Raw genomic sequence first — 15,323 nt, 5'->3', positions numbered from 1 at the left:
TTAACCAATATCCAACAATGAATCCTTCCAAATCTCTTTGGCACTTCCAATCATCGACTGCGTTCCGACTACAAAGATAAGAGTAGGCTCCAATGTTTGCACCAAAACAACAGCCTCTGACAGCAAGCCCACTTCCACAGCTCCCTCGTCGTATCTCCGGGCAACTGCAAGTGCATCATCTGGAAAAGCTTTGTGAGAGTTATCAGGCCTCGTCACAACCAATATGTCCGAAAACTCACTGCAAACCTTAATGACACCTTCATAATCTTTATTCGAAGGAACCGCAATGATAGTAGCAACCTTGCTGGAATCTACAAGTGGCAGAATTTCTTTTAAATATGCAGCAGAGACACGGTTTATGGAACCGTCCAACACGACAGTCGGATTCTCGGCAACCACCTCTAACCTACCTGGCCACTTAAGGTCTTGTAGTGCTTCTTTCAATAGGTCCTTAGGCAGGGCTCCTCCCAACACCGTTTCACATGCTTGGATGGCAAGTGCTGCGTTTTCCACTTGAAAGGATCCCAATAAGGGGAGAGTGAGGTCTTCGTATCTCGCGAACAACGTGTTTAATGTAAATTTACTTCCCACTAAACTGGTCGAGGTAAGAGCAGGGGCGTAATCGAAACCATAGTAAGCTGGTCCATCACCAACCAAATCCTTCATCAGTTCCAACGCTACCACTGATTGCTTTCCGATAACCGCATAGTCTGTACACTCTTTAATAATCCCCACTTTATGCCGCACGATATCTTCCAATGAATGCCCAAGATACCCAAGATGTTCAGCCATAACCTTCGACACAACAGCCCATTTATTTTCCAGAACATTTGTGTCATCATATGTGCCGCCGCGTCCTATTTCAATGACATTGATGTCGGTTGCTTCTGTTTGGAAATGAGCCAGCGCAACAGACAGCAGGATTCCAGTCGGTCCCAGATAATGCTTGGGATTTTCAATGGAAGCTGTGATCTTTTCCATGACAGGTACATGCCTATTTAAATAGGTGAGAAACGCTTCATCCGAGATTGCTTTCCCGTTGACCCGTATACGCTCATTGTAATCAATCAGGTGGGGAGAGGTGAATAGTCCAACCTTTAACCCCATTATCCGGAGGATTGCGGCAATCATCCGGGAAGTGGAGCCTTTTCCCTTACTTCCGGTCACAAGGATGACTTTATCGCAGGAAGGGATGAGGTTGAGTTTACTCAATAGTTCCTTCGTTAAGTAAGGCGCCCGCGTTAGCGCGTCGTTTTCCTCATCTTGAAAAGGTTTTGCTTTTAGCAGAGAGGAGTAGATATAAGGCACAGCTTCCTTCATTGTCTGAAATGTCATGTGAATTCCCCTCCAAATGAAAGCTTTTGTAAAATAAATTCTAAGTACTTTTTCACGATATTGATGTCGCTTGTTAGGCATAGTGTGCGGCAACCGACAACATCTTCAATTTCATTGAAAAGCAGACGATCTTCTTTATCAAATAAAAAATCAATGCCAACGAGGCCGAAATCAAACTGCTGAATAATCTTGTTTACAATAGAACGTTCCATGTCACTAAGTGTATATGCCTTTGCCTGTCCACCGAGAGTATAGTTTGCTTTAAAGCTTGTTTGATTGGAGCGAAGCACGGAACCGACAATTTCCTTCCCCAACACATAAACACGCAAGTCTTTTCCAGGTGAACCGGCTACTGGTTGAAGAATGATGGAACGAGAGGAGAGTTGGGCAACGACTGCTTTCAATTGTACGAGATCTTCCACCAAAAATACCTCCCCGCCGCCTCTGCCTGTCCGCGACTTGATGATAAACGGGAATGATAGGGGAAGGTTTCCTGCAAGGAGCTCGTCAGAAGTGCTGAAATACGTATCCAACATCGGTATCCCTTTACCTGCCAAGTATTGATGGGTCCTTGCCTTATCATTACAAATAACAGAAACATGGTGGGAGTTGAAACATGTAATGCGCATCCGTTCAAGCTGTTCATTGAAAAGTGGATCCATGTTTCGCATGATGACAAAGTCTGGTACGTGAATGGATTGCTGGTCCAGATGTATTATTAATTCCTTATTTTGTACGCCAAAAGATATGCGGGACTGTAGGATAAAGTCTAATTCTATCCCAAGCCCTTCTGCCTCATCTAGAAACCATTGAATGAATCCCAGGTTCTTTTTAGCGTGTTCTTCTTCGTAAACAAGCCAGCCTTTAGTTTTCATTTTTTTGCTCTTTCCACTTCTGTAAAATATGAGGGACGATGTAGGTCGCAACATTGATTCCCGTGCAATCATAGATATTTTTGATGTGGGCATTGGAGTTGATTTCGCAAACTAGCGGCGATCCGTCTTCTGCGAACAGGAGATCCACCCCGGCAAAATCAGCACCAACGAGCTTTGCACTTTTAATAGCGACTTCTTTTTCATAGGTGCTCGGTGTATAGTTGAACATTTTTCCGCCGTTACTCACGTTTGCCCGGAAGTCTGTCTCTGAAACACGCATCATGGAAGCAACAACTTCATCTCCCACCACATTTAACCGGATATCTTTGCCTTTACTAGAGGTGATGAATTCTTGCATAAGAAAAGGTCGGTTCCCTATTTCCTTCACTTTCACGAGTAGTTCTTCCATGCTAGCAATCAAGTAAACCTGCATACCAAAAGAGCCGTAAGCTTCTTTTACGACAATTGGAAAACCTAGGGTATCTGCCGCATGGTAAAAGGGTTCTAGATTCTCATGGGAATGGAATACCATTGGTGCAAATAGTGTTTTCGGCATTGGGATTCCGTGGCCTGCAAGAGCTTGGAACGTGAGCGATTTATTATCACAGATTTCAATGCAAGAAGCACTGTTATAGACTGGGATGCCCATCTTTTCTAGGTGGCGGGCAAGTAACACATCTTTATCAAGGAAGAAAACAAAGTCTGGCAACTCCTGATGGTTATGAAGTAGTTCCAATGTTGCCTGGCCATTTGTTACAGTCGGAAATAGTTCATTGTTTTTTATTAACTTAGTAGAGACGGCATGTTTTTTTGCTTCCGTATCGAACCATTCTGCCAATTCAATAAATTTTTGTTCAGGGAGGTTTCCGTTATAAATGATCCAGCATACTAAATTTTTCATGAGTGATCCTCCAAATTTATATATTATCTAGTCTATAATATAGTTTGTGTTGAGAGTGTTTTGCTTGTATGGAATCTATATCATTAATTTTAACCTAATGGGGAAAATTAGAGTATCCCCTAACCAAAAAGGAGATTAATATGTTTTTGTCATTTAAGGATTTGCAGAAGCAAGTACATTTTACTATAAAAAATGAAATTAACCTCGGTTTGGACAGGATAGTCCGGTTTTTAGAGAAGGTCGGGAATCCTCAGGATCAAATACAGGTCGTACATATCGGCGGGACTAACGGGAAGGGCTCTACATTGCGCTTTTTAGAGAGCATTTTAAGAGAGATGGGATTAAAGGTCGGGGTGTTTCATTCGCCTTCGTATCGCTTTATCAATGACCAAATATCGGTCAATGGAACGGATATAACCGATGAAGAAATGATGGCAATGATTGAAGTGTTTAATAAGCATGGGCTGGAAGAAGCGGGGTTAACCGAATTTGAACTGCAGACGGCGATGGCTTTTTATTATTTTGCAAAAGTGAAAAAGGCGGATATTGCATTGATAGAGGTGGGATTAGGCGGAAGAGAGGACTCAACGAATGTGATGAATCCGGTGCTCTCCATCATTACCAACGTTGGACATGATCATATTGGATTTCTTGGAACGTCCGTTGAGGAAATTGCCCTTCATAAAGCAGGTATCATCAAAAGTGGCGTGCCGATTATTTCCGGTGAACAAAAGCCTGCAGCGAAAAACATCATTCAGAAGGAAGCTTTGTCCCATCAAAGTCCCTTATATTTTATGGAAGAAGATTTTTCCTATGTCATAGGAGAAGAGGCATGGGGGGGTGAGCAAATTTCCTTTCTATCGGCAATAAGAACCATAAATAATTTAAAACTATCGATGCAAGGTGAGCATCAGGCTGCCAATGCCTCATTGGCCATCATGGCGTATTTACAATTGATAGATAAGTGGAACATGGAGTATGATGAGCGGGTTCTAAAAACGGGGCTGTTAAAAGCCGAGCATCCCGGGAGATTTGAAATAATCCAAAAGGAACCTGCTATTATCCTTGATGGTGCGCATAACAAAGAGGCCATGGACGCATTAGTAAATACAGTGAAAAAAAGATATGCCGATCGAAAAGTAGTCGTCTTATTCAGCGCTTTAAAAGATAAACCAATTGAATTTATGGTAAGCCAGTTGGAAAATATCGCAGATGAAATAATTTTTACCTCATTTAATTTTCCGAGAGCGGCAAGTGCAGAAGAAATTTTTACCAAGTGCAATCACCGGAAAAAGACGTTTGAAGAGGATTGCAAAACAGCGTTACAGATGGCTGTATCAAGCCTTGATGAACATTCTATCTTATTGATTACGGGGTCTCTCTATTTCATTTCTGAAATTAGGACTATACTCACATAGGGTAGGTAAAATAAATTAGGGAGAATTATCCTATTTTTGTTGTGACAAATGTTAGAAAATTTGATAATATTTAATTATTGTGAAAGTGTGTCGAAAAAAGGATAAAGAAGGGAGGGGTTAGTTTGGTGGTTCAAGCAGTAAGTCGCCAAAAAGAAGTGGTGATCTGGACAAGCTTTATTGTCATGGTTCCTATCTTTTTGTGGTTAGGGTATCAGCTTTCTCCTGTTGTGTTTGAAGATTTGCCGATGGGGCACATTATTGGATTTCTGGGGTTGGCTATCATACTTGCCCTAATTCCAATCGTCGTCGGAGAGGTACCGTTGTTTCTGGCACAGGGTGTTTCCTTGGCAGCCCTCTTATCCTTCGGTTTATTCATTGAAATGATCGTGACCCTGGTCTCCGTTATGGCATTAATGGCTTATATGCGCTTTAACAGTGAGAACAGGCTTCGCATCCCTATCAATATGCTTATGTTTTCAAGTATTTCTTTAATTGCTGGGTTTGTATTTTACCTGCTCGGTGGGACTCCGGGAGATACGAGATTATTGAATATTGCCGTCATTGGTCCGATTCTTGCTCATGAATTCGTTTATTTCACGTTAAATACAGTAGCCCTTTATTTTATCCAAGTGCAAATCTATGAACGTAAAAGTAAGTTCATTACGCCTGATACAAAGTGGGACGCTGTAACAAGCATCATGGTTCTGCCTGTCGGGTTGATTCTCTACACTCTCTATGAGCAGGTTGGTCCGGTGGCACTACTTTATGTAGGTTTGCCTTTTGTCATTTTGACTCTGATTCTTCAACTCTATCATTCCAGTCAGAAAGTAAATGTTTACCTTCAGCAAGCAGCGGATGTCGGACATCAGTTGACAGAAAGGCTTGATACACAAGGTGTTCTGGATGTTTTCTTAGATAAAATTTCCACGCTTTTCAAGGTGGATTATGCCGCCATCATTGATGTGAACGGTGAAAAAATCATGAAAGTACTTCGTGTCATGGACAAAGAAAACAGTGTGGAGACTAATTCAGTTCTACTGACAGATGATGAAGAGCTCCTTGCTTATATGCTGAAACGTGGAAAAAGCGTGTGCTATTTCACGAAAAAAGAGTGGAAGCATATGTCAAAAACACATCTTCCTAAGAATATTGAGAGTCTAATGTGTGTTCCGGTCATTCGAAATCACAAAATTGAAGGATTGGTTTTGTTAGCGAGCACATCCAAGCGGACTTATGATAAATCTCAATTAATGATTGTCGATATTCTTTGCTCTTACTTCGGGGTGGCAATGGAAAAGGCCCGACACTATCAGGAAACCAAGCAAAAAAGTGAACGCTGCGCATTAACCAAGTTATACAACTACCGCTTTTTTGAAAGTGTATTAGATAAAGAATACGAGAAGCTAAACAAGGGTCATTCGAAATGCCTCTCCCTAATAATGTTGGATTTGGATCACTTTAAGAAAGTGAACGATGTTTACGGGCATCAAAGTGGGAATGAGATACTTATGCAGGTCGCGGAAAGACTTACGATCCTTGTGGGCAGCAAAGGAACGGTTGCCCGCTATGGCGGAGAAGAATTCGTCATTCTACTTCCTGATATGGAACGCGGACAATGCTTTGAACTCGCCGAACGCATCAGGGTGCATCTTGCCACACGATCATTTGCACTCAAACAACATATTCGTGAAACCCAGGGAGCTCAAATGGTGAAAGTAACGGCAAGTATCGGGTTTGCCACAGCGCCAGATGATGCAGAGGACACACTTGATCTGATCCGCCACGCAGACAGAGCAATGTATGTGGGGGCGAAGAAGGCTGGTCGAAATAAAGTTGCGGAATATCGGAAAACATCATAACGAAAGAACTCTCGCCAATTTGCTGGCGAGAGTTTTTTATTAGTTACTCCAGTTCCATAAGGCTACTTCATCCACTTGAATGGCTCCGATCCATTTTTCGTCTTTCAAGGAGAGAATCTCTTTAGTTGGTCCGGTTATAACAACCCCATGATGGGCAATATCATTTTTCTCGAGATAGCGGACAAGTTCATTCAACTTTATATCATTATGCATGTATTGAATCTGATTAAATTCTTTTTGATAATCTTTTAGAAAGTGAAGGGTCTTTAAAAACTGTTCATGCAACATCTCTGTATCGCCTTCTTCATAAACAGGTGCAGACCTGCTTTCCGTAGAGATAGAACCGAAAAGAGAACGTTCCTCCGTTCTCGAAGTAAGGGACCAATCATCTGTGTGAAAGATAGGATAGTTTGGAAAACCTATGTTGGATATCGGATGATAGTTATCCCTTTCATCAGGAATATCCACTGGAAACCAGATTACCTCAAGATCTTTCCCTTCAAATTGTTCAAATACTTTTTCCGTGGACATTAATTCTGTAAAAGTGATAAAGGTGGTAGCAACTGTTCCTTCAGGTAGCATTTCAAGTCTTTCCCACTCCGATGAGGAGTCATATTTATATTCTGAAAGGAGGGAAGGATGCTGAAATTCTGCAGGGGTATTTTCATCTTTTCCGTAATACTTTTTCTCCACTGCCCCCATTTTAGAAAATAGGAAATCTACATTCATTTCTCCGACAGTATAGAATTCTTTTCCGACCTGCTTTCTTAACTCCTTCGTTACCCCCATTTTAAAAAATGTTCCAACTTCTGTATCTGCACTATACTTTTCAGCAAAAGGATCTGTTACCAATTGAGAAAAGCTGATAACATCAGCCAATTTCTGAGAACGTGTATATTCTTCCGATAAACCAGTCGAAAATCCATGATAATAGAGGTTTGTTAAGACAGAGGAGGCCATCATAACCAACAGGAGAATTGGTATAGCGGTCAAAGCCGTCCCAATCCGCGCCTTCCACTTACTTGCTCGCAATATCTTCCGTTGCTTCTTTTTATCCATTAAGGGCTTCATCCATTGTTCTTCCCGAGCGCTCATTTCTTTTTCAAATTCTTCCTTTTCTTCGGGGCTCATTTCGCCTTTATCATAACGTTCTAATCTTTCCTTAAAATCATCGTTCATTCTTTTTCGTTCTCCTTTCCTTGAATGCTTCTAACTTTTTGACGAGCGCGGTAGAGCAGAACTTTAAAATACGTATCAGTGACGCCCATGGCATCTGCCGCTTCCTTATAGCTAAAGCTATGGTAATCATAAAGGAGGATGGCTTGAGCTTGCTGCTCGTTCAACGTGTTGATTGCTTCCATAACCTCGGCAACCTCTGATTTCAAGAGCACTTCCTGTTCGGTGCCTTTCCCTTTGCCAAATAGCCGATGGAAAAAACCTTGTTCCTTCACAATGGTCCGCTTGTGTTTCCGGTAGTGGTCGATAAACGCATTATGAGCAATCCGGAACAACCAAGGCTTCACATCCTCACCCCGATAATTCTCCAAATATAAATACGCACGCAAAAATGTTTCCTGTACAAGATCTTCCGCTAGATGATGCTCCCTGCATAAGGAAAGGAGGTACCTGAAAATATCCTGCATATGCTCTTCATAAATATCATCAATAGATTGTTTCATCTGGCCCCCCTCTCACCACAACAACGTCCGAAATCAAGAAATGTTTCAAAGATATGTAAAAAAAATTATTGGTTTAATAAACAATTTCTTCAATAAAATGTTTTATCTTGTAATCTACTATTTCAAATTACCTGGCTTTATTATACAATTACAATAGTCTACTTCGTTCAACAAAAAACGTAAAATACACAGAAAGCGGTGACGAGTTGGGGGACTATTTATTTGCCGGTCTGGCACTACTACTACTGTTGGCACTATTCTTTTTATTTCCAATGAAATTTTCTAAAACAGGAAAATGGGTTATTCCCACAATTGCTTTTGGGGTTAGCGTGTTAGGAATATACATATTTGAACTTCTCACTTTATGGCATAGCATACTATCCATGATACTTCTCCTGCTGCTTACCGCTATTCTTCTTCAAAGATTGCCATTATTCAAATCTTCAACTGAACAACAACACACAATGGAACAAAAAAATAGCATAACAAATGACTCATCCAAAGGTTTTTAGAGTGGAGGGAAAGGAATGCAAAGTTTAAAACTATTGGCAGCTTTGCTTGTTTGTACATTATTTATTTTTGGTTTTATCCAAGTCGGAACCATGGTCACCAATCAGTGGCTGCCACATACCAATTCGTTTTCTGCATCCACCCTTATCGCAAATGCAGAAGTAAGCAACACGTCTAAAACAGATGCATTGGATAAAGTGGAGGCAGCTAAAAACAGTTGGTTATCCAATGGAACGGTTTATTTGGAATGGGCGGGGGAACTACAACCTTTTCCGAAAGATGTTTTTACTTTTTACATACCCGAAACAGTGGAGTACGCAGAGGACGGTTCCCAGAATCCATTGAAGGTAGAGCTACCTAATGGGATCTTATTGGAGCAAATCGAAGTTCTCTCCCAAACATCTGACATTTTTTCTGCCATGGATACGGAAAAATTGAAAAAGGACTTGGAAGAAGTAGCCTCTCACCTCAAAGAAGGGGACCATACTTTCTCATTTTCTGATTACCTTGTAGATGATGAAGTGATGGATCAGACTGCTCTTCAAATTACATTGAATATTGCTGGCCAAACTGGCGTAAACGAGCTTCAAGGAGCATTGAATGGCAAAGAAATCAAACTTCGCGAAAGTGAAGTATTCTCGGTGAAGACTTGGCTTGAGACGGAAGAGCTTACTTTATCCGATGAGGCTGCGAGCATGTTTGCCTCTATGTTATATGAATTAATTGCACCTACCAACTTCGGTGTGGTAGAACGCCATATCTCCAAAGAGCTTCCTACATGGGCTTCTGATGGATTTGAAGCACGTTACCAAAAAGATAAGATGGATTTCGCTTTTACCAACACAAATTCGAGTGAATACACCATCACTTTGTCAGTAAGTGGAACTTCCCTCACAGGCGAGTTAAAAGGTGGTCCGCTACCATACACCTATGAAGTGGAGCAAGTGGAAATGCAGACCCTTTCACCGAAAACGGTTGTCCAGTATTCTGCGACGATTCCAGGATCCGGGACGCGTGTAAAAGAGCCAGGTCAAAATGGCTCCTATGTACAACTGGTGCGCACTGCAACAGACGCTGAAGGAAAAATTATGGAAACTATCGTCTACAGTGAAGATTTCTATGCTCCAATACAGCGCGTGGAGCTGCACGGATTAACAACGCCTGTCGTTGCTACAGATCCAAACAATCCAAATACAATCGGAAATAATACCGGAACAAATACGAATACGAATACGAATACCAATATCGGCTCTAACATTAACACAGGAACAAACACGAATTTCGGCAACTCCAACAATAATACAAATTACAATCCTAATACGAATACAAACACAAACACATCTGGTTCCAACACCAATACAAATAACACTAACGGAAATCAAAACACGAACACTGGTGGATCAAACAACAATACAAACACTGGTGGGACAAACAACAACACAGGCTCAGGGAATGGAAATGCAGGCGATGATGATAACAACAACCCGGGATCTGGCAGTGATTATACGGGCAAATAAGTGACGCAAAAGGATGAATCCAATGGTACAAATCAGAAAAAGACTTGGTGACCTGCTAGTTGATGCCGGGATCATCACAGAAAGTCAATTGCAAAGTGCATTAAAAGAAAAAACACGTGAACAAAAAATAGGAGATGTGCTCCTTCAAAAAGGATATATCACCGAACAGCAGCTTATAGAGGTACTAGAATTTCAATTGGGAATCCCTCATGTCAGCTTGTATCGTTATCCGCTGGATGAAAAGCTCATACATCTAGTTTCCAAAGACTTTGCAAAAAGAAATTTAATCATCCCGTTAAAAAAAGAAGCGGATAAACTATTTGTTGCGATGGCAGATCCAATGGATTTTTTCGCCATGGATGACCTTCGTTTATCCACAGGCTTTGAAGTAGAGCCTGTCATTGCGACAAAAGATGATATTCTGCGTTCCATCAATAAATATTACGAAACAAACGATTCCATGGACGAGCTTTTAGATGGTTTTGAACCAAATGTGGAAATGAAGGTGCAGGAAGAGAGCATCACAGAGGATGATTCTCCAATTGTACGAATTGTGAATCAGCTCCTGCAAAATGCAGTTCAGCAAAGGGCAAGTGATATTCACATCGACCCTCATGAAACGAAAGTCGTTGTGCGCTACCGTATTGACGGTGTGCTTCGAACAGAGAGAACGTTACCGAAACATACACAGAACGTTTTGATAGCAAGAATCAAGATCCTTGGAAAAATGGATATCACCGAACACCGTGTACCGCAGGACGGCAGAATCAAAACGAATATTGATTTTCATCCTGTAGATGTCCGGGTATCCACCTTACCAACGGTTTTCGGGGAGAAAATCGTAATGCGTATACTTGATATGAGCAGCGCATTAAACGACATTTCTCAGCTAGGGTTCAATATAAAGAACAATGAACGATTTATGGATCTGATTCACAGACCTACTGGAATCATTCTTATTACTGGTCCGACTGGTTCAGGGAAATCCTCCACCCTCTATGCAGCGCTTAACCATCTGAACAGCGAAGAAGTCAATATCATAACTGTCGAAGATCCTGTTGAATACCAGCTGGAAGGAATCAATCAAATCCAGGTGAATACAAATGTCGGGATGACGTTTGCCAAGGGACTTCGCGCCATTCTCCGTCAAGATCCGAATGTGATCATGGTAGGGGAAATCCGTGATAGAGAAACAGCGGAAGTGGCCATCCGCGCTTCCTTAACTGGTCATCTAGTACTTAGCACCCTACATACCAATGACTCTATCAGTACCATTACGAGATTGATTGATATGAAGGTAGAACCGTTTCTGGTTGCATCATCCATCAATGGCGTCCTTGCTCAACGGTTGGTGAGAAAAGTATGCCGTGATTGCACCAAAATGGAGGAACCGACGGCAAGAGAGATCGAGATCTTTGCAAAACGCGGGTTAACCGTCGAAAAGGTACCAAGAGGAAAAGGCTGTGGAACATGTTATATGACAGGCTATAAAGGCCGTCTTGCCATCCATGAGCTATTAGTCATCAATGATAAAATGAAAAAACTTGTCATGAACAATGAATCCGTTCAGACCATTCGTGAACTTGCTTATGAACAGGATACCGTATTTTTAATAGATGATGGTTTAGAAAAAGTGAAAAAGGGATTAACGACTACCGAGGAAATCTTGCGTGTCGCTTTATCGGAGTAGGTGAATGACCATGATTGAGAAGATAAACAATTGGCTTCACGCCGCATATGAATTCAAAGCATCGGACATCCATCTATCTGTTGGAGTGCCGCCAGTCTTTCGGGTCAATGGAGAGCTGAAGCGATACGGGGAAGATACCCTGAGTCCTGAAGACACGGAAACATTGGCAAAACAAATGATTCCTGAATTTATGTGGGACCGCTTTGAAGAAAAAGGGGAACTGGACTTTTCCTACAGTGTTCCGGGCATTTCGAGGTTTCGAGTGAATGCCTACAGACAACGAAACTCTGTAGCGATAGCGATCCGTATCATTCCAACAAGAATTCCTTCATTGGAAGAATTGAAACTGCCGTCCATTCTTCAAGCTTTGATGGACAAACCTCAAGGCTTGATTCTCGTAACCGGTCCGACAGGAAGTGGAAAATCGACCACTCTGGCATCGATGATTGACTTTATGAACAGGTCGCAGAAAAAACATATCATTACGCTTGAAGATCCGATTGAATATTTGCATCGACATAATCAATGTATGATTGATCAGCGTGAAGTTGGTATTGATACAGGAAGCTTCGCATCAGGTCTACGCGCTTCACTGCGTCAAGATCCAGATATCATTTTGGTTGGGGAATTGCGTGACCTAGAAACAATACAAACAGCGATAACGGCAGCAGAAACCGGTCATCTTGTTTTAGGAACCCTACATACGACAAGTGCACCATCCACGATTGACCGGATTATCGACGTTTTTCCTGGGCCGCAACAAGCTCAGATTCGTATTCAACTTGCGTCCGTATTGGTTTCCATCGTTTCACAGCGCCTGTTCCCAACCATTGATCGGCAGGGAAGAAAGGTGGCCACAGAAATACTTATCAACACACCGGCAGTGGCCAATCTTATTCGTAACGAAAAAATTCATCAAATCCAAAACGTGATGCAGACAAGTAAATCACAAGGAATGCACACACTTGATATGAGTATTAAAAGGCTTATTCAACAAGGCGATATAAGCAGGTTGTCAGCCGAAAGCTTCCTACAGGAGTCGATGCAACATGCCTAGATTTACCTACACCGGAAGAAATACAGCCGGCAAGCAGACAGGAAGCATCACAAGCAGCTCACGCCGGGAAGCCATTGTGACGTTAAAAGAAAAAGGCATACGAGTAATGAATCTAGAGGAAGTACCAGAGTCCATATTCACTAAGGAAATCACCATCGGGAACCCAGTCAAGCTTCGGGACTTTGTTATCTTCCTGCGCCAATTTTCCACCCTGATCCGCGCCGGGATATCAGTGGTAGAAGCAACCAATGTTTTAGCCCAGCAGACCTCAAGCAAAGCATTGAAACGAGTGCTGTTTGATGTAGAAGAAGAAATGAAACAAGGGAATCCGCTTTCTGAAGCGGCAGCCAAGCACCCAAAAGTATTTTCGACTATGTTCATTAACATGATCAAAGCCGGAGAAGCAAGCGGTGCACTTGATGATACGCTAGATCGCCTCGCAACTCAGTTTGAAAAACAGAACGAGACAAGGCAAAAGATTGTTTCCGCCTTGACCTATCCATTAGTTCTTGGAGTTATCGCCATTGGAGTTGTAATCTTCCTCCTTGTTGGCGTGGTACCAACATTTGTTGCGATGTTCAGCGATTTTGGAGCGGACCTGCCGTTGATTACAAGATTTGTCCTCGGGGCGAGCGAGTGGATGCAAAGCTTTTGGTGGCTGTTCCTATTATTAGTGTTCGGTGCTGTCATGGGGTTGATGGCAATGAATAAGCATAAACAGACCAAGTATTATATTGACTATGCTTTACTGCGTATTCCGATCTTCGGACCGTTACTACAAAAGGCAGTTATTGCAAGGTTAACAAGAACACTTAGTTCCTTATTTTCCAGTTCCGTACCTATTCTGCAGGCTATCTCCATTGTAGAGAAGATTGTCGAAAACGAAGTCATTGCACGCGTTCTAGCTGCTAGTAAAATAGAACTAGAAAAAGGGGAGTCCCTCACAGGTCCGATGAAAGACCACTGGGCGTTCCCGCCGCTTGTCACCCAAATGATTACCATTGGAGAAAGCACAGGATCACTGGACTCCATGCTGGATAAAATAGCGGAATTCTACGAAAAAGAAGTAGATTACGCAACAGACAGATTGAAGAGTTTAATAGAGCCATTAATGATTGTGGTGCTTGCTGTCATAGTTGGGACTATAGTCACATCCATACTAGTTCCAATGTTCGATATTTTTAACCACATTCAGATGTAGAAACGTGTAAAATCTTATTGAAATTTGGAAGATAGTATAATAGAATTATAAATAGAAATAAATACTACATATTTCCAATTAGGGAGGAAAATTACGATGTTACAAAAATGTAGAAAAATGCTTCGTAACGAAAAAGGGTTAACGCTTATCGAATTACTTGCTGTTGTTGTTATATTGGGGATTATTGCTGCGATTGCTATACCGAGTATAGGAAATATTATTGAGAAGAGCCGAAATGATGCACACTCTGCAACAGCTTTACAAGTAATGAGTGGGGCAAGGTTAGCAATAGCTAATGGCGATATTCAGCCTTCTGGTGATGCGACAGAAACAGAACACGGACTTGAAACTTTCTCTACATACGTTGAGAAAATTGACTCTAAATATACTGTGGTTAAAGTAATTACTAAAAATGGGAAAGTATCAGGTGCTACTTTAACTTATGATGGCTCAGCAAAGATATTTAATGCGGACGGGGAAATCGTTCCACCTGCAGGAGGTTAATCTTATTTTAATTATTGTATCAATCTTCGCCCTCCTCCTAGGCTCCTTCTACAACGTAGTAGGCCTACGGATTCCAAAGGGTGAGTCAATAGTCACACCAAGGTCACATTGTACGAATTGCAAGACCACATTGACGGGGCTAGATTTAGTTCCCGTCCTTTCATATGTATTTCTTAAAGGGAGATGTCGGCACTGTCAAAAGTCCGTGTCTCCTATTTATCCATTATTCGAGCTTTTAACGGCTGTGCTATTTGTCCTAGCTCCGCATTTGATGGGATGGACGTATGAACTGATTGTCGCATGGACCTTTATTTCCATGCTGATTATCATTGTGATATCAGATTTGCATTATATGATCATCCCAAACAAGATTTTACTGTTCTTCATGGGGCTATTCATTTTCGAACGGTTTTTTATTCCTTACCAGACCATACCAGACCACCTGATTGGATTGGCAGTTGGATTCTTGATTCCCTTTTTGGTCGCCGTAATTTCCAAAGGTGGAATGGGTGGTGGGGATGTGAAGCTTTTTGCTGTTTTAGGTTTTGTTTTAGGGTGGGAGCTTGTAATACTGACGTTTTTCCTATCCTCGCTCATCGGCATGATCGCGGCGTTGTTCGGGATGGTGGTTGGAAAAGTGAAAAGGGGTGTCCCGTTTCCGTTTGGACCTTCCATCGCACTGGCTGCACTGATCACTTATTTTAAAGGGGAGCAAATACTAGATTGGTATTTTGCTTTACACTTCTAGTAAATCATCTTACATAAGGAGCTTTTTGG

14 protein-coding genes are annotated in these 15,323 nt (G+C 41.8%); 8 read left to right on the top strand and 6 right to left on the bottom strand.

All coding sequences use genetic code 11. The features are described from left to right. From LG307_RS16355 to LG307_RS16345, 3 genes are read right to left on the bottom strand one after another with little or no spacing between them, the layout of a single operon-like run. Positions 1-1,335, bottom strand: a complete 1,335-nt coding sequence (locus LG307_RS16355) for a bifunctional folylpolyglutamate synthase/dihydrofolate synthase (protein ID WP_404444147.1) — start codon at positions 1,333-1,335, stop codon at positions 1-3. After that, positions 1,332-2,210, bottom strand: a complete 879-nt coding sequence (locus LG307_RS16350) for a RimK family alpha-L-glutamate ligase (RefSeq protein WP_404444144.1) — start codon at positions 2,208-2,210, stop codon at positions 1,332-1,334. Before LG307_RS16350 ends, LG307_RS16355 begins: the two co-directional genes overlap by 4 nt. Further along, positions 2,200-3,111 (bottom strand): RimK family alpha-L-glutamate ligase, encoded by a 912-nt coding sequence (locus LG307_RS16345; protein WP_404444141.1) that lies wholly within the window; start codon positions 3,109-3,111, stop codon positions 2,200-2,202. Before LG307_RS16345 ends, LG307_RS16350 begins: the two co-directional genes overlap by 11 nt. Before the next feature lie 140 nt (positions 3,112-3,251). Here LG307_RS16345 and LG307_RS16340 point away from each other — a divergent pair, with 140 nt between their 5' ends. Both LG307_RS16340 and LG307_RS16335 read left to right on the top strand, forming a co-directional pair. Next, entirely contained in the window at positions 3,252-4,529 is a 1,278-nt protein-coding gene (locus LG307_RS16340; RefSeq protein ID WP_404444138.1) for a bifunctional folylpolyglutamate synthase/dihydrofolate synthase, read from the top strand. 125 nt (positions 4,530-4,654) lie between these two features. Next, on the top strand, positions 4,655-6,388 hold the full coding sequence (locus LG307_RS16335) for a sensor domain-containing diguanylate cyclase (protein WP_404450480.1): 1,734 nt from the start codon (positions 4,655-4,657) through the stop codon (positions 6,386-6,388). A gap of 39 nt (positions 6,389-6,427) precedes the next feature. Here the strand turns inward: LG307_RS16335 and LG307_RS16330 are convergent, their stop codons facing one another. The 3 genes from LG307_RS16330 to LG307_RS16320 form a co-directional block, all read right to left on the bottom strand. After that, positions 6,428-7,567: an anti sigma factor C-terminal domain-containing protein gene (locus LG307_RS16330; protein ID WP_404444135.1), complete on the bottom strand. Its 1,140-nt coding sequence runs from the start codon at positions 7,565-7,567 to the stop codon at positions 6,428-6,430. Next, positions 7,564-8,067 (bottom strand): sigma-70 family RNA polymerase sigma factor, encoded by a 504-nt coding sequence (locus LG307_RS16325; protein ID WP_404444133.1) that lies wholly within the window; start codon positions 8,065-8,067, stop codon positions 7,564-7,566. Before LG307_RS16325 ends, LG307_RS16330 begins: the two co-directional genes overlap by 4 nt. A 214-nt stretch (positions 8,068-8,281) precedes the next feature. Further along, on the bottom strand, positions 8,282-8,452 hold the full coding sequence (locus tag LG307_RS16320) for a hypothetical protein (RefSeq protein WP_404444130.1): 171 nt from the start codon (positions 8,450-8,452) through the stop codon (positions 8,282-8,284). 142 nt (positions 8,453-8,594) lie between these two features. Between LG307_RS16320 and LG307_RS16315 the strand changes: the two genes are divergently transcribed. From LG307_RS16315 to LG307_RS16290, 6 genes are all read left to right on the top strand, one after another. Continuing rightward, entirely contained in the window at positions 8,595-10,094 is a 1,500-nt protein-coding gene (locus LG307_RS16315; RefSeq protein ID WP_404444128.1) for a hypothetical protein, read from the top strand. 22 nt (positions 10,095-10,116) lie between these two features. After that, the gene (locus tag LG307_RS16310; protein WP_404444125.1) at positions 10,117-11,784 is read left to right on the top strand and encodes a GspE/PulE family protein; all 1,668 of its coding nucleotides are present in this window, start codon (positions 10,117-10,119) and stop codon (positions 11,782-11,784) included. A 10-nt stretch (positions 11,785-11,794) separates the two neighbouring features. Then, positions 11,795-12,841: a type IV pilus twitching motility protein PilT gene (locus LG307_RS16305; RefSeq protein ID WP_404444122.1), complete on the top strand. Its 1,047-nt coding sequence runs from the start codon at positions 11,795-11,797 to the stop codon at positions 12,839-12,841. After that, positions 12,834-14,042, top strand: coding sequence for a type II secretion system F family protein (locus LG307_RS16300; RefSeq protein ID WP_404444119.1), 1,209 nt, complete (start codon positions 12,834-12,836; stop codon positions 14,040-14,042). Before LG307_RS16305 ends, LG307_RS16300 begins: the two co-directional genes overlap by 8 nt. A gap of 96 nt (positions 14,043-14,138) precedes the next feature. Continuing rightward, the gene (locus tag LG307_RS16295; protein WP_404444116.1) at positions 14,139-14,546 is read left to right on the top strand and encodes a type II secretion system protein; all 408 of its coding nucleotides are present in this window, start codon (positions 14,139-14,141) and stop codon (positions 14,544-14,546) included. After that, the gene (locus tag LG307_RS16290; RefSeq protein WP_404444114.1) at positions 14,485-15,294 is read left to right on the top strand and encodes a prepilin peptidase; all 810 of its coding nucleotides are present in this window, start codon (positions 14,485-14,487) and stop codon (positions 15,292-15,294) included. Before LG307_RS16295 ends, LG307_RS16290 begins: the two co-directional genes overlap by 62 nt. Positions 15,295-15,323 lie beyond the last annotated feature (29 nt).

The organism is Sutcliffiella horikoshii, assembly GCF_044809035.1.
Lineage (GTDB): Bacteria > Bacillota > Bacilli > Bacillales > Bacillaceae_I > Sutcliffiella_A > Sutcliffiella_A horikoshii_G.
The sequence above is the reverse complement of the archived record's forward strand: the minus strand, read 5'-3'. Positions and strand labels throughout refer to the sequence as shown.

Excerpts from the sequence above, each read along its gene's own strand:
- LG307_RS16295 (WP_404444116.1), top strand. The coding sequence starts at position 14,139 with ATGTTACAAAAATGTAGAAAAATGCTTCGTAACGAAAAAGGGTTAACG.
- LG307_RS16325 (WP_404444133.1), bottom strand. The coding sequence starts at position 8,067 with ATGAAACAATCTATTGATGATATTTATGAAGAGCATATGCAGGATATT.
- LG307_RS16310 (WP_404444125.1), top strand. The coding sequence starts at position 10,117 with ATGGTACAAATCAGAAAAAGACTTGGTGACCTGCTAGTTGATGCCGGG.
- LG307_RS16320 (WP_404444130.1), bottom strand. The coding sequence starts at position 8,452 with ATGGATAGTATGCTATGCCATAAAGTGAGAAGTTCAAATATGTATATT.
- LG307_RS16330 (WP_404444135.1), bottom strand. The coding sequence starts at position 7,567 with ATGAACGATGATTTTAAGGAAAGATTAGAACGTTATGATAAAGGCGAA.
- LG307_RS16355 (WP_404444147.1), bottom strand. The coding sequence starts at position 1,335 with ATGACATTTCAGACAATGAAGGAAGCTGTGCCTTATATCTACTCCTCT.
- LG307_RS16305 (WP_404444122.1), top strand. The coding sequence starts at position 11,795 with ATGATTGAGAAGATAAACAATTGGCTTCACGCCGCATATGAATTCAAA.
- LG307_RS16350 (WP_404444144.1), bottom strand. The coding sequence starts at position 2,210 with ATGAAAACTAAAGGCTGGCTTGTTTACGAAGAAGAACACGCTAAAAAG.
- LG307_RS16340 (WP_404444138.1), top strand. The coding sequence starts at position 3,252 with ATGTTTTTGTCATTTAAGGATTTGCAGAAGCAAGTACATTTTACTATA.
- LG307_RS16315 (WP_404444128.1), top strand. The coding sequence starts at position 8,595 with ATGCAAAGTTTAAAACTATTGGCAGCTTTGCTTGTTTGTACATTATTT.
- LG307_RS16300 (WP_404444119.1), top strand. The coding sequence starts at position 12,834 with ATGCCTAGATTTACCTACACCGGAAGAAATACAGCCGGCAAGCAGACA.
- LG307_RS16345 (WP_404444141.1), bottom strand. The coding sequence starts at position 3,111 with ATGAAAAATTTAGTATGCTGGATCATTTATAACGGAAACCTCCCTGAA.
- LG307_RS16290 (WP_404444114.1), top strand. The coding sequence starts at position 14,485 with ATGATGGCTCAGCAAAGATATTTAATGCGGACGGGGAAATCGTTCCAC.